Genomic DNA, 17,743 nt, shown 5'->3' on the forward strand with positions numbered 1-17,743 from the left:
CATGAGCGGGCCGGCGATCAACATCAACTCCGGCGGTGGGCCGGGGAGCGGAACGGGTGCGGCGCCGTTGATGCCGGGCGTGCTGAAACAGGCCGATGCCGATAAGGCGGGTGCTGTGCTGACGCCGGCGCAGATCAATACGCTCAAGCGTAATGCGCCGTTTTGTGAAGAGTGTGAAAAGTGTAAGGCAGGTGCCTGTGCCATCTAATCGACTGACACCCAAGGACTGGCTGGCACAACAGCCGTTGCAGAAAGACGAACGTCTGTACCTGATCGTCAGCGCCGCCAGCGATGCCGACGCGCTGAAGACCCTGTATCAGAGCGAACCGTCCGTCCAGGCCATTCCCGTCTGGGGCGGAACGCCCTACTCCACCTGGCAACCGGTGATGCCTTACGTCGCCGAACTCAAGGCCAACTCCGCCTTCTTGCCCTGGATCACCGAAACCGACGCCCTCGACTGGGGCTGGCTGGCGGTCTCCCGCTCCGAACCCAACGAAGTCTTCGAACACCTGCGCAGCCTGACCCAGGTGAAGATGCCGGACGGGACCGAGGTGTTTTTCCGGTTCTGGGATGGGCGGCATATCTATCCGATTCTTGAAGGGCTGGGTGAGACAGCCGGGGAGGTGCTGCCGGTGTTTGAGCGGTATCTGATCAATGGGCGGAGCCTGGAAGTCGGACCGAGGGTGGTGCCGAAGGTGAGGGATTGGCCGTGGTGGGAGGTGCCGAAAGATTTGCTGGACAGCTTGATGGCCGAAAACCCGTCGACCGTGATCGGCAACATGATGCAGTGGCTGCAGGAAGAACATGCCGACCTGTACTTCTCGTTCCCGGAATCGAACCTGCAAAAGAAAGTGGCGCGCTTCGTAAAACGCACGCCGCTCACGGAAGAAAATTTTACTGGCCTGCTGAAGGCCCATCTGGAAAGTGAGGTGGCTGTATGAGCATTTTGATGGGTGAGATTGTTGCCAATCTCAATGCAAAGCAGCCTGATGCTCAGGCCATCATCAGCGATTTCAAGAAGTGCCTGAAGGATTATCGCGAGCATGCCGAAGCCTGGTATGGCGGCATTCTGGATGCAGAGCAGCAGTTCAAGGTCGGTGACGAAGTCGGCACCGCAGACAAGGACAGTAAAAAGGCCAATACCCTTTATGCCAACTGCCCTGCCAACGGCAAACTGAAGCTGGTCCACAGTTTCGAATCTGCGCGTTTTGTCCCTATCGGCAATACGCCGGTGCGACTGGTGCCGGTGGAAGATGGAAAGCTCTACGGCAAGAACGAAGTCGGTCAAGCGATCAACGTCAAAATCGGACCCAGCGGAATTCTGGAGGTCACAGGCCTCAAACCGCACCAACAATACGAAATCACTTTCTTCCCCAACCCCACCAAAGCTCAGATCGACAGCCTGTTCAACTCCTATCAAGGCGTGATCGGGGATTTGAGCGGCTGGCTGCAAACCGAGTGGACCACCGACTTTCTTCCGCTCTGGCAAGCGCATACCAATGCATCCATGGGTGGAAGGGCATTGCAACAGCTGGAGTCGGCCTGGAAGGGATTCCTCAAGGCAATCATGGGGCTGTGGGGGGACATCAAGAGCCTCTACGACCTGGTTGCGCATCCTCGGGAAAACTACGAGAAGCTCAAAAAATTCTTCACCGAAGAACAGATAAAGAAGATCTATAACGCTTCGAAAGAAGCCATCCAAACAGCACTGCTGATCGCCAGTGACGAACCACTCATGTGGATCTACGTCGCGGCGATCGTCGCGTGGGTCAAGATGCTGCCTCCGCAGACCTGCACTGAGGTCTTGGCGGAGCTGACCACGGAAGTGCTGCTGAACATCCTGATCGGTATCGTCTTGACGGGCGGGATCGGTCTTGCCGTCCGTATCGGCACCAAAGGCCTGAATGCCGCAAGAAACAGCGGCAAGGTCATGAAGTTGATCGAAGACTTCACCTCGATGCTGATGAAAATCAGCAAAAAGAATGCGACAGGCCACGCCGATAGCGCAAAGCCCTTGATGCTCAACGGCAACTCGCCACTCAATCAGGCGCGGAAGGCAAGTATCGAAATCGCGCCTCCAAAACCCGCAGAAACCGCCACACCACCGAAGAAAAAGCCGCCCGTCTCGGGTGGGGCCGTGGAGACAGATGCTCAGGTTCATGCACGCGGCAAGAAAGAGAACAGCACCCGTGCCCAACAACAGGAGAAGGTCGACAACGCACCCGATCAATCGAAAAACCCGGCCGATAAACCCGCTCAGTGCGCCGATAAAACCTGCACCAACGGTGAACCAGTTTCGATGGTTACCGGCGAGGAATTGCTGACGCTCACTGACGGTGTATTGGGTGGTCTGCTGCCGATTGAATGGACGCGCCTCTACCGCAGCAGCGCGGTTGAAATCGATGGACGTCTCGGCCATGGCTGGAGCCATTCCCTGTCCCATCGTCTGCAAATCAACGATGAGGGCGTGCTGTGGACTGACAACGAAAACCGTCAGACCCGCTTCCCGATGCCGACCGAACAACGGCCGGCCATCACCAACAGTCTGGCTCAAGCAGCCATCTTTCTGGGCGAGGCACCGGGTGAACTGATCCTCACACAAGCAGGGGCAAAACCGCGCTTTTATCATTTCCGCGCAGACCGCCTGACGACGATCAGTGACGCGTACGGAAACCAGGTGCACATCAGTTATGACCTGGTCGGTCGAATCCAGCGCATCGATAACGGTGCAGGACGTTCATTTCTGCTGCGCTACGACGACCGCCATATCGTTGCCGTGGACCAGCAACAACAGCGTTCCGAGTATGACGAGCGCGGTGAGCGCCAGGACCCGTGGCTGACCATTCAGACCCTCGTCACCTATCGCTACAACGCTCGCAATCAATTGGTCTCGGCATCCAACGCTGCAGGCGAAACCGAGCATTACCGCTATAACGATCAGCACGTCATTCTTGAGCGGCAACTGGCCGGTGGCGCCATTTTCTTCTGGGAATGGGAACGTGAAGGCAAGCTCTCCCGCTGCGTGCGTCATTGGGCCAACTATTCCCAACTGGAAGCTCGCTACGAGTGGGACGACAAAGGCACGGTAACGGTCCACAACGCCGATGGTAGTGAACAGGTTTATGTGCACGACGAAAATGCACGCCTGATCAGCGAAACCGCTGCCGATGGTGCAGAAACGCAAAATGCCTATGACGATGACGGACGTCTGGTTGCTGTAAAAGATCCAATGGGGGCCATCACCGAGTATCAATACAGCGATGCCGGACGATTGATGGCTGTCATCCCGCCGGAAGAAGAACCGACCCACTACAATTATTTCGACGGCCAACTGATTGAAGTCAAACGTGGCAAGGCCCGTTGGCAATACGACCGCAATCAACAAGGCGACATCACCCAGCAAATCGACCCGCAGGGCAACGAAACCCACTACAACTACGACCGTCAGGGCCGCCTGCTGGAAATTCGTCACCCTGATGGCAGCCGCCATCAACTGGGCTGGAACAATCTCGGTCAATTGCTGGAGGAGCGCCTTCCGGACGGTGGTCAACGCAAGTATCGCTACGACGCACTCGGACGCCAGATCACCCGGCAGGACGAATTCGGCGCCATCACCCATTATCAATGGGATGCCGTCGACCGCCTGACCCAGGTCACCCTCCCCGGCGGCGCCACCCGGGCCTTCACCTACAACCCCTACGGCCGCGTCACCGCCGAACGCGACGAGCTCGGCCGCATTACCCGTTACGAATACGCCGACAACCTGCATCTGGTCAGCCGCCGCATCAACCCCGACGGCAGCCACTTACGCTATCGCTACGACAACGCGGGCCTGCTGCTCACTGAAATCGAAAACGAACGCGGCGAGCATTACAAACTCGACTACTACTCGAACGGCCTGATCCAGCAGGAAACCGGTTTCGACGGCCGCCGCACCGCGTACGAATACGACCTCAACGGGCAATTACTGAAGAAAACCGAATTTGGCGACGACGGCAGCGAACTGGTTACCGAGTATCAGCGTGACGCTGCCGGACGACTGCTGGTGAAAACCCTCGCCGATGGCGAAGAGATTCACTACAGCTACGACGCTCTGGGCCGTCTGGTGAATGTCGACGATGGTCACTGGCCGCTTGCCTACGAATATGACGTGCAGGATCGCCTGATCACCGAGCATCAGGGCTGGGGCACCACGCGCTACGAATACGACAGCGTCGGACAACTGAGTCACTGCCGCCTCCCCGACGGCAGCACACTCGACTACCGCCATTTGTCCGGCGGGCGCCTGAGCAGCATCGACCTCAACGGCTCACGCCTGACCAGCCACCAATTCAGCGCCGGTCGCGAACAGCAACGCCAGCAGGGCCTGTTGCTCAGCCAATATCAGTACGACGAACAAGGCCGCCTGCAAGCGCACAGCGTCAGCCAACGCGAGAAAAACCTGTTCCAGCGTCGCTACAACTACGACGCCAACGGTAACCTCGCCGGCATCGACGACAGCCGCAAGGGCAACCGCAGCTTCCACTACGACCCGCTGGACCGATTGACCAGCGTACGTGGCGCGACACCGGAAACCTTCGCCCACGACCCGGCCGGCAACCTGCTCGGCCAGAACAACGAAGGCACAGCCAACCTTGCCAACGTCAAAGGCAACCGCCTGATGATGCAAGGCGACCGCCATTACGATTACGACGCTTATGGCAACCTGATCCGCGAACGCCGTGGCACCGGACAGAAACTCGTCACCGAATACCGCTACGACTGCCAGCATCGCTTGATTGGCGCCAGCCTGCCAGGCGGCAGCACTGCATCCTACAAATACGACGCCTTTGGTCGCCGAATCGAGAAAACCGTCGACGGCCACACCACCGAGTTCTTGTGGCAAGGCGAACGCCTGATCGCCGAAAGCGGTGAAAACCGTTACCGCACCTACATCTACGAACCCGGCAGCTTCCGCCCGCTGGCCATGCTCGACGGCGAAGGCCCGCGCAAGGCAACGCCGTTTTACTACCAACTCGATCATCTGGGCACACCGCAGGAACTCACTGACTACAGTGGCGAGATCATGTGGTCCGCGAAGTACCGCGCCTACGGCAACCTCGCGGCGCTGGATGTCAGCGAAATCGATAATCCGTTGCGATTCCAGGGACAGTATTTCGATGCGGAGACGGGCCTACACTACAACCGGCATCGCTACTACAATCCGGGGACTGGACGTTTTCTGACTCCGGATCCGATCAAGCTTGCGGGTGGGTTGAATAACTACCAGTACGTGCCTAACCCTACGGGGTGGGTGGATCCGTTGGGATTAAGCAGTAATTGCCCAGACTCAGAGACAAAATCATCACCAAGCGGTAAACCAGATAGTGCTTCTAAAAGCAACGTTCACGGTGCGGAACCTACTACTCCACCCGCACCGGTATCACCTCCTGGTCAGGGTTACCATAATGAGGTCTATGGAAGCAAACCGGTTAAACCGCAGGATGCAGTTAAGCGATGGGAGGATTTCCTAGGTGAAGGCCCCTATACAAATACCCACCCAAGAACAGGATTGCCTGATAACGATAGGATTGTATCTGCCGATGGTAAGCGAAGTATTCGCTATGGTGCTCATGAAATGAATAGCAAACCAAACAAGCACCATTACCACGAAGAAACTTGGACTCTTGACGTAGTTAACAACGTCATGAACGTTGACAACACAGTAATTCGCGTCCCCCTAGGAACCAAATAGATGAAAATCACTATATTACGCATAATTAAAACTCTCACCGATAGTATATATATTGAATTTTCAAGCCCCTATGGAAAAGGCTTTTCAAACCTCAAAGTTCTGGAGGCAAATGAAAACCAGTCCTATGACATCGAAATGGACATTGGCGATGATTTCTCTTGGAATAAAAACATAATTATTTCAGAGGAAACCACCCCATCAATCCGCTCAAAACCCGATGCAACTTACATAACCGGGGAGCTAACCTCAATTACTGAAGACGGATGCGGCGTGCTAAAGCTTGGAAACTCCGTCATATTCTTATCATTAGAAGGCGACAATCAAAACTTAATGCTACCAACCTTTATAGAACTCTCAACCAACGACCTCAGCTTCTACCTAACCAACATATAAACCAAACCCAAAAGAGGACGGGACCAAAGATCAAAAGGACCAAAAGGGGACTGTCCCCTTTTCACTATTTAGCCCCCATGCCGCCTCCTATTAAAATTAAGTCACATTCATGAATAGTAAGGCCTTCGATGAATACAACTACTGGCTGGGACAAAGCGAAGATTCCAACTGGAATGAATACATTACAGAGCAGGTAGCCAAAGGAGTTCTGGGAAAGTTCAGCGCTGATGACTGGAGCCGGCTTGGACAAAAAACGGGGACAGACTTATTTTTCGTTACACCAATAACACTAAACATCAACCCGGGTTTAACCACCACAAAGGACTGTCTTTTGATAAATCTAACACGCCCCCTAATCCTATTTCTCGCACTGTTTTTTTCAGTTAACGCAACTGCCCTGTCTCTACGTTCAGAGAACCGTTCCGACGGTACAGTTGCTTTACTACTGACAAATGATCCCTCTTCGCCAAGCCTCCCGAAACTCAACGATGATCCGGCGATCCGTTCCGCATTAGTTGATTTCCTCGGTTATTCAACGGGCAGCTATACAAACGACAACACAATGATCGTGCAACAGGTTCTCGAATCACTGGATTCAGAACTTTCATCTTTTGACGAAGGAGTTCCTGCCGGAAAAACCATGATCACGGCGATGAACGACGGGAACAACGGCCTCGAGCGGGCTGCATTGCTGCTGGATGAAAAGGGTCAGCTGGTTGCGGTCGGACTGGTAAACGGACACTGCACAGTAAAATCCCGAGAAGAAGCGTTGACCTGCAATGATCTGCCGGACACGGTGTTGACTATTTTCCAGCCCAAAGGCTCGAAAAAAGATGATGCCGCTTCTCTTGTAACTTGGAGCAAACAGTTACCGCCCATGCTGGCCATCCGCGCCGAAAGTGATGACCCGGAAACACGGGCCAGTGCGCAGAAAATTGCGACTGTCGAATATGTTTCTACAGATCCGGAAAAAGGGGCGTGGACCACCTCGCAACTTCCCGCAGACTTCCCCAAACCCATGCTCTCGATGCTTCCTCAACGGGCTCACTTGATCGGAGCCGGAGCACATGGCGAATTCACGACACCCGGCATGGAAGGCACGCCCATGGAGGGTGACTGGGATGAGATGGCTGGCCGGCCTCAACATGAGTTCGAAGTGATCCTGCGTACCTATACCGACTACGCAAGCGTACTGGACTTCTACAAGCTGCAAGCCAAAGACGCCGAGATCAGCGGCAATGACAAAAAAGCACTGGTCGAAGGTTATATCGGTGGCGCGACCTACAAAGTGGAAATACGCAACAAGGAAAAAGAAGGCACCGTAATAACACTCTCAGCCTGGAAACAGGAAGTCTGATGACTAACAAGGGGCGCCCCCAGTCGCCCCTTGTCGCTTACCACTTCAAAGGCTGTTTAACGCCTCCTCTGCCCCTGGAGCCGAGCGTTCAACTGCCTTGAGCATCCAGAATTTCGCCTTGGTTTTGCTCTTGGTCAATCCACCTCTGCCCTGCGCGTACATATTCCCCAACGCCAATTGGGCTTTGCCATATCCGGCATCGGCCGCCTTGCGATAGAGACTGGCAGCCTCGCGTTCATTGCGCTTCGCTCCACGGCCCTGTTCGAACATCCGAGCCATTTCATACTGGGCGTATTCATTTCCCTGAGCCGCCGACTTGCCAAACCAATCGAAGGCACTGGCTTCATCCTTTTCGACACCACGTCCTTCAGCCAGGACTTCTGCAAAATCAAACTGCCCGGAAGCATTCCCCGTCTCGGCGAACTTACGGAACCATTTGGCTGCCGCTACGTCATCCTGTGGAACCCCATCCCCTTCTTGGTAGATCATCGCCAATAGCATGTAGGCATCGGGATAACCGCCCTCGGCGGACTGGTTGTAGTAGGCCATAGCCTTGTCCATATCCTTGAGATTTTTTATCGAGCGGCCACCACGATGATAAATCTGCGCCAGATGGAATTGCGCTTTCGCATTGCCCTGCTCCGCAGCTTTCAGACTCCAGTAAACCCCGGCGTCTTCACCTTCTACACTCCAGTCCGAACTCAGTTCGTGGGCGAGTTCGGCTTGTGCCTCGGCATTGCCCTGTTCTGCGGGTTTGCGAAACCACTCCTCAGGCATGCCGGGCGAGAATTGCTCTACCACCCCGCAAAGGTTCTGCTGAATGGCTTTGCCGAATTCCAGTTGTGCTTGCAGGTCACCCTTTACCGCGTCTTCGTGCAAGCGCTCCGAGTTAGGCGAACAGACCCCGCCCTTCATCGCGTCGTACAGCGCTCGCGGTTCCTGTGCCCATGTGTTGCCTGTGCTGAACAGAGTAAAAAGCGCCACACCGGCCGGGATGAAAGTCTTGAAACAGCGGTTCATTGAAACGTCCTTGTGAATCGATAAAATTGAAAAAAACAACAACCAGCCAATAGATTTACGTCATCTCAAAAACCCCTTCCTCAACTTCATACTTAACCACCACCCGATTCCCATACAACCTCTCCCTCTCCACCAACGCCCCCACCTGCCCCTTCTCCCGCACCTCCCGCCAAATCTCATTCTCCCGAAACACCCGCTCCCCCTGCCGCACAAACCGATGCCCCAACTCAAACACGTGATACCGATACGCCCGTTCCCGATCACACAACAACTCCCCCTCCAACTGCGTCTCCCCGACCTTCAACTTCAGCTGAAAGCACCGATCCGTCGGGTTGTGCAGCACCAGGTCGATGTAGTTGTAGAAGATCGCTGCGCCGGAGCCGAATGGCAGGACGCGGCCGTCGTCCGGGAAGGGGTCGAAGCTGTGGTTGGCGCGTTCGATGACGACCAGGGGTGAGTGAATGGCCATCCAGTGGATGAGGTTGCTGAGTTGGCAGATGCCGCCGCCGATGCCGGTGCGGGCCTGGCCGAAGGACAGTTCCATGCCTTCGACGTAGCCGCGTTTGCGGGTCGGGCGGCCGACGAGGCGGCAGAAGGAGAAATATTCGCCGGGGGCGATGGTGACGCCGTCGATGGCGGCGACGGCGAGTTTGAGGTTGATGACTTTGTTGTGTTGCAGCGCCAGGTCGGAGTCGCCGAGTTTGCGGATCAGTTTTGAGGTGTGTTTGAGGTAGCGATACGGCAAGCGCTCAGGCGTCGCGGCAGGCCGTGCGTAGCGTTTGCTCGAGCAGTGCCAGGCGATGTGGCGGAACAGTCTTTTTTGCCACACGCGCAGCCAGTAGAGGGCCGGGTGGTAGAGGGAAAGTGGTTTCATCCGTGGCGAACGGCGCGGGCCGTTGTCTTCCTTGATCTGAAAAGGGCGGCGCATCTTACCGTGGAATATCGCCGTGTGCGCTGCTCGCGCAGGCGTTGCAAGCCGTTACAAGTCGGCCGACGCCGAGCGTTTCGAAATTAAGCTTCAACTAAGGTTGCGTCCCTACCATCCGGGCCACAAAGCAGCGGGTGCGAGCGTTGTTCGCCGCACACAAAGCCATTCATTTCGATGTGAGCCCAGTCCATGAGAGAGTTTGATTTCCCCTCGGCACAACAGCCCGCGTTCAGTCTTGTATTGGTCAATTACAAAACCCCGGAAATAACCCGGATGTGCCTGGAGTTTCTTCAGGAATACGTCAAGGAACAGCAGATTCCGGTGTGGGTGGTGGACAACGATTCTGCCGACGAAAGCCTGGCTTACTTGCGCTCTCTGGACTGGATCAACTTGATCGAGCGCCCTTCCCCTTGCAAAGAAGCCGGGCATATTGCCCACGGCAAGGCACTCGATCTGGCACTTGAAAAGGTTGAAACCGATTACCTGTTTTTACTGCACACCGATACTTTCGTTTTCGACAGCACTGTCTTTTCAATGATGATGAAAGAGTGCATGCAATCTTTGGATACAGCAGCAGTCGGTTGTGTCGAACAGCTTGACCGGGGTGTTTTAAGAGACACCTGGCGCTTGTCTTCGCGTTATTTCAAACACTATTTCCGGCGGGCGAAACTGCAGTTGGGCCTGCGCTCCCGGGAACCCAAACCCTACCGGGAAACCCACCTGAAAAGCTTCTGCACCTTGTGGAATGCGCGATTGATCAAGGCCCATGGCCTGCATTTCTCGATGGACGACCGGGTCCCGGGATACACACTGCAGGATCGATTAAGCAGCCTTGGTTACGGCATAAGACTTCTTTCGCCGCGGACGATCTTCCGCTACCTGGATCACATCCAGGCCGGCACCGTGGCCGCCGCCGGTGGCTATGCCAAGAACCATCGCCGCACCACCATGTACCAGCAAACACTCAAGCGTATTCAGATGCAGCAAGGCATGCGGCCTGCCAAATCCTGAGAACAATAAAAAAGGGCGACTTCACAGTCGCCCTTTTTTTATCCGAATTCTTTAGTCCTCTCTCCGGAGGAGGTGTCCGCCCAGTGTAATGGCCTGGCAATCCATGCACCGGTAAAGAGCCCTGACACTGGGCGAACGGGAAGGATTTTAATGGAAGTTGGCGGATATGTCGTGCTAATTGAGGATGAAATTTATGTACTAAAACGTTAACGGATATTGATCACCGATATTTCCCGAGAAACTTTCAGAATTATCGGATCCGTTCATTTTATATGACTGTTCTCATACCACTACTTGTACAAGAACAGTCACGCTGTAGAGTTAATACTCAGCTTTCATGTTCACTGGTCACTTTTAATACATCGGTGTAAGTGACCACGACACTCTGCCCGATTTTCAGATCTTTGAGTTTGGCTTGGATTTCAGGCTTTTCGACATTGAGGGTTTTCGACTGGCCCGAAGGGTTTTCCAGGGTGACCTGGTTTTTCTTCAAATCAATTCTGGTGATTTTCAGTTGTACCTGGATCTGACGGAATGCTTCACCGCCAGGGTTGCTGCTGCCCACGGCATTGCGCAGCTCGCCGGTACGCTCGGTGGAGCCAGGCAGACCTTTATCCACGTCGGTGTCCAGGAAAGCCGCCACGGAACGGGTGACCTGAATGTCGACCTTGTCTCCAACCTTGAGGTTGGCGAGGTTTTTTGCCTTGTCGCTGAGCTGGACATGCACCTGGCGACCTTCTTCGCCTTCAAGGACAACCTGATGATTGGCCGGATCAACCGCCAGCACTTTGGTGGTGACCTGATCCTTCTCGACAGTCGCCGACAAAGGAATATCGGCCGCGAACGCCGTGGAGGCGGACAGGACAGTGGCGAGGGCAATGGCGTGCGACAGTGATTGAAGCTTCATAAGCGGTACGTTCCCTGTGATGGATGGCAGCACACGGCGCATTCGGCGCCGTGCGTGCCAAGGAGCATAGACGCTGATCCGCCGTCGCTCTTGGCACAGGGTGAATCAGTAGCCGGTCATCTCCAGATACCCGCGCCCGCCCTGACTGCCGCTCAACCGCACCGGCCCTTCCCAGTAGGGAATGCGCAGCCCCATCCAGGCGTCGGGATTGATTGCATCGAGGGTGATCTGCAGGTTCTTTTCCGCAATCCCGATCGACCAGCGCACCGGCATCGAACGGCCAGCGACCTTCGCGGCGTCCTGCGGCGTCAGTTTGATCTGCTCGGCGTGCAGCGTTTCAGTCTGGCCATCGGCGCCAATCCAGGTACCGGTGAGGTACGGCGCGCCCTCCTTCTGGCGCATGCGGTAGAGCATGACGTGCGCGCCGTTATCCAGATGCAGGGAGAACCAGTCCCATCCCGTCTGGTTGGCGGTCAGCGGCTGGCTGCTCCATTCGCGGTCGAGCCAGGCCGGGCCGTTGACGGTGTAGGTCTTGCCGTCGATTTGCAGGGTGCCGCTGGCCTGGAAAAACGGCTGGCTGTAGTAGTACGAGGCCTGGCCCTGTTCGGACTTCTGACTGAAACCGTGATCACCTTGCAGCACCAGCGGACGGCTGGAAGTCAGCCTCAACTGATAGCTGAAGTTTTTGTCCTTTGCGCTGAGCTGCATGTCGCCCAGCGGATCGCTCGCCTGACTGTTGAAACGCCAGTCATCGATCCACGCCTCGAACGGCACCGCACGCACCCCGGCCTGCCCGACGCCACCACGGGCGTAGCGTTCGGCGGCGTGATGGACATTGGCCGAGGTCACCGCCGCATGACCGAGCCAGATCGTTTGATTGGCCCAGCCCGGTTGTTCAGGCGATGCGTTCAGGGCGCTGCGAAACAACGTCCACTGCACGCCGAAATCATTGCCTTGGGCATCCTTGAGGTTGGCCGTGACATACCACCACTCGATACGAAAACCGTCATGAGCGCCATGATCCGCCGGAAAGCTGAACACCCGCCCCGGCACCACCGGCGTGAAGGCCTGCGCCTGAGCGCCCATCCCGGCGAAACCTTTCTGTTCCGGCGCCGGGTTGTCGCAGCCACCGAGCAACAGCGCCAGGCACACCACGGCGAAGTTAATCCTCATGGGCAAACGTCCTCAGCAGATCCGCCGGTTGCGTGCGATACAACGAATACAGCGGCCACGCCGAGGCCAACAGCGTCGCCAGCAGCGCCAGCCCGGTCAGTTGCAGCAACTGCAACGGAAACACCCGCAACGGCAGACGCCAGCCAAAGGCCTGCACGTTGATCACCGCATCCAGACACCACGCCAGCCCGATGCCCAACGGCAACGCCAACACCAGGGTCAGCACCGCCAGCAGCCAGGTCTGGCCAAGGTTGAGCAGCATCAATTGCCGCCGCGTCACACCCAAGGCCCACAGCGGCGCCAGTTGACCGAGGCGACTCTGGCTCTGGGTCAGCAGGCTGATGAACAGCGCCACACCGGCAACCGCCAGCGTCAGGCTGTTGAGCGCGGCCGTCGCGGCAAAGGTCCGCTCAAAAACCTGCACCGACCAGCCCTTGAGCCGCGCCTGATCGACGATGCGGCTGTCATCGAGCTGAAAGCGTGCCTGCAAGGCGCTGAGCAATGCCGGAATCTTTTCCGGCTCGATCCGCAGGTTGAAGCGATTCGGCGTCAACTGCGGCCAACTGCGCAGCAGATGATTGCTGTTGACCAGCACATGGCCCTTGGGATTGCCGTAATCGGCGTAGATCCCGACGATGCGCGGCGACCACGACAGGCCCGGCGTCGGAATCGTCAGGTGATCCCCCGGCCGAACCTTGAGCCGGCGCGCGAGTTGCTCGCTGAGCATCACCGCGTCGTCTGTGGCCAGCAAAGCCCACGGGTCGTTGCCCCGGGCTTCGAGCAGCGGCCAGTGCTGGCGATAGTGCGGATGGTCGATGATGCCGAACACCTCCGTCGGCCAGCCTTGCAGCGTGACCGAAACCTGCCAGTTGGGCAGGATCGCCGTGACGCTCGGCTGTTGCTTGAGCCAGCTGTACAGCTCGCGGGCCTGAGCCGGGTTGCTCGGATTCAGATAGAGCTCGGCAGTGAGCCGTTGTTCGAGCCAGTCGTTGAAGGTCTGACGGAAACCGGCGGTCATGCTGCCGGCGCCGATGTTGGCCGCCATCGCCAGCAACAGCGCCATCAACGCCAGACTCAGTGCCGGCAATTGCTGTCGGCAGTCGGCGAGAAACCACTGCCCCAGCACCGAACGACGGTGCCCGAGCAAACCGTTCAACAGCGCACTGAGCACCACCGGCAGTGCCAGTGCAGCGCCGAGCAACAACCCGGCCATCAATACAAATCCACTGGCCAGACTGTCGCCCAACACCAGCGCAATCAACGCAATCGCCGCAAATACTCCGGCCACCCAGCCCTGCCGGCGCAACCAACGTGCATGCTGTTCATGCCAGGCTTGCGGATTGGCCACCGCCAGCAACGGCAGCCGCGCCGCCCGCAGCAGACTGTTGGCCCCGGCCAGCAACGCGCCGAGCAGGCTCAGGCCGATGCCGCTAAACCACCACCAGGGACTCAGGCGCAACTGCCCCGCCACTTCCGCGCCGTACAACCCGCGCAGGCTGGCGGCGACATCCGGCAGCAGCACACTGGCCAGCCAGTAGCCGCTGACGACACCGAACAGTCCGCCGATGAGTGCCAGCGCACCGAGTTCGACGATCAGGCAAGCGATCAGCATTCGCGCACTGACACCGCAGGCGCGCAACGTGCGCAGCAGTCCGCGACGCTGTTCCAGTGCGAGGCCGATGGCGGCATGCACAATGAACAGGCCGACGACAAACGAGAGAAATCCAAGTGCATCGAGGTTGAGGTGAAAGCTTTCGGTCAGGCGCGCCAGATTGTTTTCTTCGCCGCTGCTCTTGAGCTGCAACTGGCCTTTGAACGCTGCCGGCACCTCGGCGTGAAAGTCCTTGGGCAACAGCAGGCGCGACAGTTGATCAGGTTGTTCGAGCACGCGTTGAGCGACACCGATGTCCACCAGCAGCACGCCGGGAGCCATGTCCTTTTGCGCCCGCAGCGGCGGCAACGTCTGACCGGTTTCGGTTTGTGGTGTCGCGCCCTCGGCCATGTTCAGCGCTTGCAAGGTGTCGGGGGAAATCCAGGTGCTGCCCGGCGGGCTGAAGAATTCGACGATGTGCTCGATCGGCATCGCCTGCCCCGCCACCGCGCTATCGGCCGGCAGCGACACCGGGTCGATGCCCATCAATTGCAGGCGTTGGGATTCATGGCCCCTGAGGATCAAACGCCCTTGCAACACCGGCGAAACCGGCCAGCCCTGACGGCGCAGATCGACAAACCATTGCTGGGAAAACGTCGCGCCATTCGGCGTGCTCAGGCTGGCCTGGGGTTCGCCGCCGATCATCTGGCTGGCGCGGGCGTAACTGTCCCGCGCCTGACTGTTGAGCGCCTCGACACCGGTCAACAGGCTGGTGGCCAGCCATAACCCGGTGAGCACGCTGAAGAACTGCACCGGATGCCGCCGCCAGTGGCTGAGCAAGGCAATCAGCGTTTGCCGGAAAACCCTCACGTCAAACGACCGCTGGACAACACCACCCGCTCCGCCAGTCGCGCGGCCACGCGCTGACTGTGGGTGACCATCAGCAAGGTGGTCGGCGTGTCGTCGAGCAATTCCAGCAACAGGCGCAGTACCTCGTCGCTGGTCGTCTCGTCGAGGCTGCCGGTGGGTTCGTCGGCCAGCAACAACTTGGGCCGCGAGGCCAGCGCCCGGCCGAGCGCGACGCGTTGCTGCTGGCCGCCGGAGAGTTGTTCGGGATAACGCTTGAGCAGATCGCCCAACCCCAGACGCTGCACCAGATGATTCTGCCAGCGCGGGTCATGACGCCCGGCCAATCGCGCCTGAAATGCCAGGTTATCTTCGATGCGCAGGCTGCCGATCAGGTTGTACTGCTGGAACACCAGACCGATTTCCGTGCGCCGCCAGTTGGCCAGTTGCGCTTCGCTCATTGCGTCGAGTCGATGTTCGCCGCTGCGGATGCTGCCGCTGTCGACTTTATCCAGCCCGGCGATCAGGTGCAGCAGCGTGCTTTTGCCGCTGCCCGACTCGCCCATCAGCGCCAGACTGCTGCCGGGTTCGAGCGTCAGGTCGATGCCTTGCAACACGGGCAACGGGCCTTGGGGGGTGAGGTAGCTTTTGAAGACGTTTTGAACCTGGAGCATGCCGCCATCCGATCGTTGCGTGTGGGGCAAGGATAGCGGATCGCGACGGGTTACTGCCCTGCTGCAACACTGGTCGGCGCCTCACCCGGCGTGACGATGCTGTTCAGGTCGATGTGCTTCCACTCGGGCCTGGCCCCCAACCGCGCATTGAAGCGGTAGTTGAAGGTGAAGTCGTCCGTCGTCGGCACGCTCAGCGGCTTGCCGTAGACCGACTCGATCCCCGCCAGGTCATAGCCCATCAACTGCAACAGGGTGGGGAAGATGTTGTAGTGACTGGAGCGATCCTTGTTCGCCGCCAGTTGGGCCGACCAGTCGAGTGTGTGCAACTGATCGCCCTGAATCACCACCAGCGGCACCAGTCCTTCTTCTTCCACCGGATCGCCGCCGCAGTGGGTGTTGAGTCCCGGGTTGCCGCGCTCGTGCAGGTCCTGGCCGTGATCCGAGGTGTAGATCAGCAGCGCGTTATTCAGATTGGCCTGGGCAAACACCCGCGAGAAAAACTCGCCGACATTCCACAGCACGGTGTTCTTGTAGGCGTTGCGGTACAGCACCCAGTCATCCGGCTGGCCGTTGAAACCGTCGCGCTTGCCGGTGTCGGCGATTTCGGTGAACTGGCCGCGCGGCAAGGTCGGGCGGTAGGCCATGAAGGCGTCCGGATATTTGTCATGCACCGGGAAATGTGCGCCGACCTTGTTGATCACCACCAGCTCGGGTTTGTCGTCGTTGAGCAGTTCGATCAGCCTGGCAGCGGCGGCCATGTCGCGGTCGCGGACGCTGGTCTGGTCGAATTGCACAAACTCGTCGATGTCCTTTTTCTCGGTGTCGGTCATCAGGTTCTGCAGGTTGCCGCCAGTGCGCTGGGCGTCGATGTAGACGGTGCGCAGGCCGGCCTTTTTCGCGTACTGCCAGATCGACGGCAGCGTGCTGTTGATGCGCATGTAATCGGCGCGGGTGCCGCCGTAACGCAGGGTGACATTGGTGTCGGCGCTGCAATTGGCGATGGACGCCGCATAGCCGTAATTGAAAATGTCGACACCCGGATGCGCCTGCTTGAGGTTGCTGTGCACGCCGAACGGCGCGTTGATGTCCAGGTAATTGCCGGAAATGCTTTCGTCGATGATCAGCACGATGTCGTGGCCCACCGCAGGCCCGTTACGCGCCAGGGTCACCGGCTCACGGGGGCCGACGGTGTTGTGCAGCGCCTCGTAGCCAAACAGGTTGAGGTAGGCCAAAGGCGTGTACATGATCGGCAGGCCCCGCGCCCCTTCCCCGGCTCGCACGAACAGCACGGCGCTGAGCAGCAGCACCCCCAGCACCGGCGCCGCGACTCGCAGCGCATTGTGAACCGGAATCGAATGACGCGGCCGCAGGCCGATGCCGATCAACAGCAAAAGTCCGTTGAGTAGCCCGTGGACGATCGCGTCCCGGTACTGGTAGGCCGCTTCCTGAATGAAGCCACCCGAATACACCAGCGAGACAAAACTGCTGTACGTCAGGTAGTCGGCAGTGACCCGGGTATAGACATCAAAGAACACCGCCGAAATAAACATCACCAATGCGAACAAGTGTCGAATGAAAGTCTGCCTTATATACGCCGTTAGTAGTAATGCGAAAGTCAGCGCCAAAAACATCGCGCCAAAAAGCAGTACTGCCGGACCGATACCCATGGCGTTTAAACGTTCAAGGTAATAATCGGAATAAAGCAATAGATAAATAACTAAAAGCAGTTCTTTCAAATATCGAAACATGGCGGTTCCGGGGCGCTGCCGACGGGGCACGGTCAATGAATTGTCGGTCAATTTCTGACACTAGCACCGCGCTATCAAAGCGCAAGAATTGTCGGACTTTTGCCAAAAGCGTCAAAAAAACATTGACTCATTACTGACACACCCAAGTCTCTACAGCCCTTGAATTTTGCGGCCTACGACCGTTTATCGTTTTCTTTGAATTGTGAAAAACATGTCAAGGACGGGACAAATCCAGATGCAGCAAGTACTTGATGGCTAATAGCCCCCAAAAACGGGGGTGTTATACACATGCAACATGTCATTTTGCTGACACGCTTTCCCCACCCTGCGCTATACCCCTTTTGACAGTTCCAATTCGATC

General features: G+C 57.5%; 12 protein-coding genes and 1 pseudogene. 6 read left to right on the forward strand and 7 right to left on the reverse strand.

Translation table 11 applies throughout. The features are described 5' to 3' along the window. The 5 genes and pseudogenes from OQ248_RS00005 to OQ248_RS00025 form a co-directional block, all read left to right on the forward strand. Nucleotides 1-208, forward strand: a pseudogene (locus OQ248_RS00005) (type VI secretion system tip protein VgrG); the annotation flags it as partial. Next, nucleotides 198-941: a DUF4123 domain-containing protein gene (locus OQ248_RS00010; RefSeq protein WP_265811690.1), complete on the forward strand. Its 744-nt coding sequence runs from the start codon at nt 198-200 to the stop codon at nt 939-941. The pseudogene OQ248_RS00005 and the gene OQ248_RS00010, both read left to right, overlap by 11 nt. Further along, nucleotides 938-5,734: an RHS repeat-associated core domain-containing protein gene (locus tag OQ248_RS00015; RefSeq protein ID WP_265811691.1), complete on the forward strand. Its 4,797-nt coding sequence runs from the start codon at nt 938-940 to the stop codon at nt 5,732-5,734. The genes OQ248_RS00010 and OQ248_RS00015 overlap by 4 nt, the downstream gene beginning before the upstream one ends. Beyond that, nucleotides 5,735-6,127: a hypothetical protein gene (locus OQ248_RS00020; RefSeq protein ID WP_265811692.1), complete on the forward strand. Its 393-nt coding sequence runs from the start codon at nt 5,735-5,737 to the stop codon at nt 6,125-6,127. Between the two features lie 109 nt (nt 6,128-6,236). Then, complete coding sequence (locus OQ248_RS00025; RefSeq protein WP_265811693.1) at nt 6,237-7,484, forward strand: hypothetical protein; 1,248 nt, start codon at nt 6,237-6,239, stop codon at nt 7,482-7,484. Between the two features lie 45 nt (nt 7,485-7,529). Here OQ248_RS00025 and OQ248_RS00030 read toward each other — a convergent pair whose 3' ends face one another. Both OQ248_RS00030 and OQ248_RS00035 read right to left on the reverse strand, forming a co-directional pair. Beyond that, nucleotides 7,530-8,504: a tetratricopeptide repeat protein gene (locus tag OQ248_RS00030; protein ID WP_265811694.1), complete on the reverse strand. Its 975-nt coding sequence runs from the start codon at nt 8,502-8,504 to the stop codon at nt 7,530-7,532. 55 nt (nt 8,505-8,559) lie between these two features. Continuing rightward, a complete protein-coding gene (locus OQ248_RS00035; protein WP_265815042.1) occupies nt 8,560-9,378 on the reverse strand; it encodes a VanW family protein in 819 nt (272 codons plus the stop codon). Nucleotides 9,379-9,621: 243 nt separating this feature from the next. Here OQ248_RS00035 and OQ248_RS00040 point away from each other — a divergent pair, with 243 nt between their 5' ends. Continuing rightward, nucleotides 9,622-10,443 carry a glycosyltransferase gene (locus tag OQ248_RS00040; RefSeq protein ID WP_265811695.1) on the forward strand — a complete coding sequence of 274 codons (822 nt, stop codon included), beginning with the start codon at nt 9,622-9,624 and terminating at the stop codon, nt 10,441-10,443. A gap of 328 nt (nt 10,444-10,771) precedes the next feature. Here the strand turns inward: OQ248_RS00040 and OQ248_RS00045 are convergent, their stop codons facing one another. The 5 genes from OQ248_RS00045 to OQ248_RS00065 form a co-directional block, all read right to left on the reverse strand. Further along, on the reverse strand, nt 10,772-11,350 hold the full coding sequence (locus tag OQ248_RS00045) for a hypothetical protein (RefSeq protein ID WP_119429866.1): 579 nt from the start codon (nt 11,348-11,350) through the stop codon (nt 10,772-10,774). Between the two features lie 105 nt (nt 11,351-11,455). Further along, complete coding sequence (locus tag OQ248_RS00050; RefSeq protein ID WP_265811696.1) at nt 11,456-12,523, reverse strand: lipocalin-like domain-containing protein; 1,068 nt, start codon at nt 12,521-12,523, stop codon at nt 11,456-11,458. Next, nucleotides 12,513-14,984 (reverse strand): ABC transporter permease, encoded by a 2,472-nt coding sequence (locus tag OQ248_RS00055; protein ID WP_265811697.1) that lies wholly within the window; start codon nt 14,982-14,984, stop codon nt 12,513-12,515. Before OQ248_RS00055 ends, OQ248_RS00050 begins: the two co-directional genes overlap by 11 nt. Then, on the reverse strand, nt 14,981-15,634 hold the full coding sequence (locus OQ248_RS00060; RefSeq protein WP_265811698.1) for an ABC transporter ATP-binding protein: 654 nt from the start codon (nt 15,632-15,634) through the stop codon (nt 14,981-14,983). Before OQ248_RS00060 ends, OQ248_RS00055 begins: the two co-directional genes overlap by 4 nt. A 50-nt stretch (nt 15,635-15,684) precedes the next feature. Then, complete coding sequence (locus OQ248_RS00065; protein WP_265811699.1) at nt 15,685-17,382, reverse strand: sulfatase-like hydrolase/transferase; 1,698 nt, start codon at nt 17,380-17,382, stop codon at nt 15,685-15,687. Nucleotides 17,383-17,743: the final 361 nt, after the last annotated feature.

This window comes from Pseudomonas sp. COW5, from assembly GCF_026240005.1.
In the GTDB taxonomy this organism is placed as follows: Bacteria; Pseudomonadota; Gammaproteobacteria; order Pseudomonadales; family Pseudomonadaceae; genus Aquipseudomonas; species Aquipseudomonas kribbensis.

Excerpts from the sequence above, each read along its gene's own strand:
- OQ248_RS00045 (WP_119429866.1), bottom strand. The coding sequence starts at position 11,350 with ATGAAGCTTCAATCACTGTCGCACGCCATTGCCCTCGCCACTGTCCTG.
- OQ248_RS00020 (WP_265811692.1), top strand. The coding sequence starts at position 5,735 with ATGAAAATCACTATATTACGCATAATTAAAACTCTCACCGATAGTATA.
- OQ248_RS00030 (WP_265811694.1), bottom strand. The coding sequence starts at position 8,504 with ATGAACCGCTGTTTCAAGACTTTCATCCCGGCCGGTGTGGCGCTTTTT.
- OQ248_RS00015 (WP_265811691.1), top strand. The coding sequence starts at position 938 with ATGAGCATTTTGATGGGTGAGATTGTTGCCAATCTCAATGCAAAGCAG.
- OQ248_RS00035 (WP_265815042.1), bottom strand. The coding sequence starts at position 9,378 with ATGAAACCACTTTCCCTCTACCACCCGGCCCTCTACTGGCTGCGCGTG.
- OQ248_RS00040 (WP_265811695.1), top strand. The coding sequence starts at position 9,622 with ATGAGAGAGTTTGATTTCCCCTCGGCACAACAGCCCGCGTTCAGTCTT.
- OQ248_RS00025 (WP_265811693.1), top strand. The coding sequence starts at position 6,237 with ATGAATAGTAAGGCCTTCGATGAATACAACTACTGGCTGGGACAAAGC.
- OQ248_RS00065 (WP_265811699.1), bottom strand. The coding sequence starts at position 17,382 with ATGTTTCGATATTTGAAAGAACTGCTTTTAGTTATTTATCTATTGCTT.
- OQ248_RS00060 (WP_265811698.1), bottom strand. The coding sequence starts at position 15,634 with ATGCTCCAGGTTCAAAACGTCTTCAAAAGCTACCTCACCCCCCAAGGC.
- OQ248_RS00050 (WP_265811696.1), bottom strand. The coding sequence starts at position 12,523 with ATGAGGATTAACTTCGCCGTGGTGTGCCTGGCGCTGTTGCTCGGTGGC.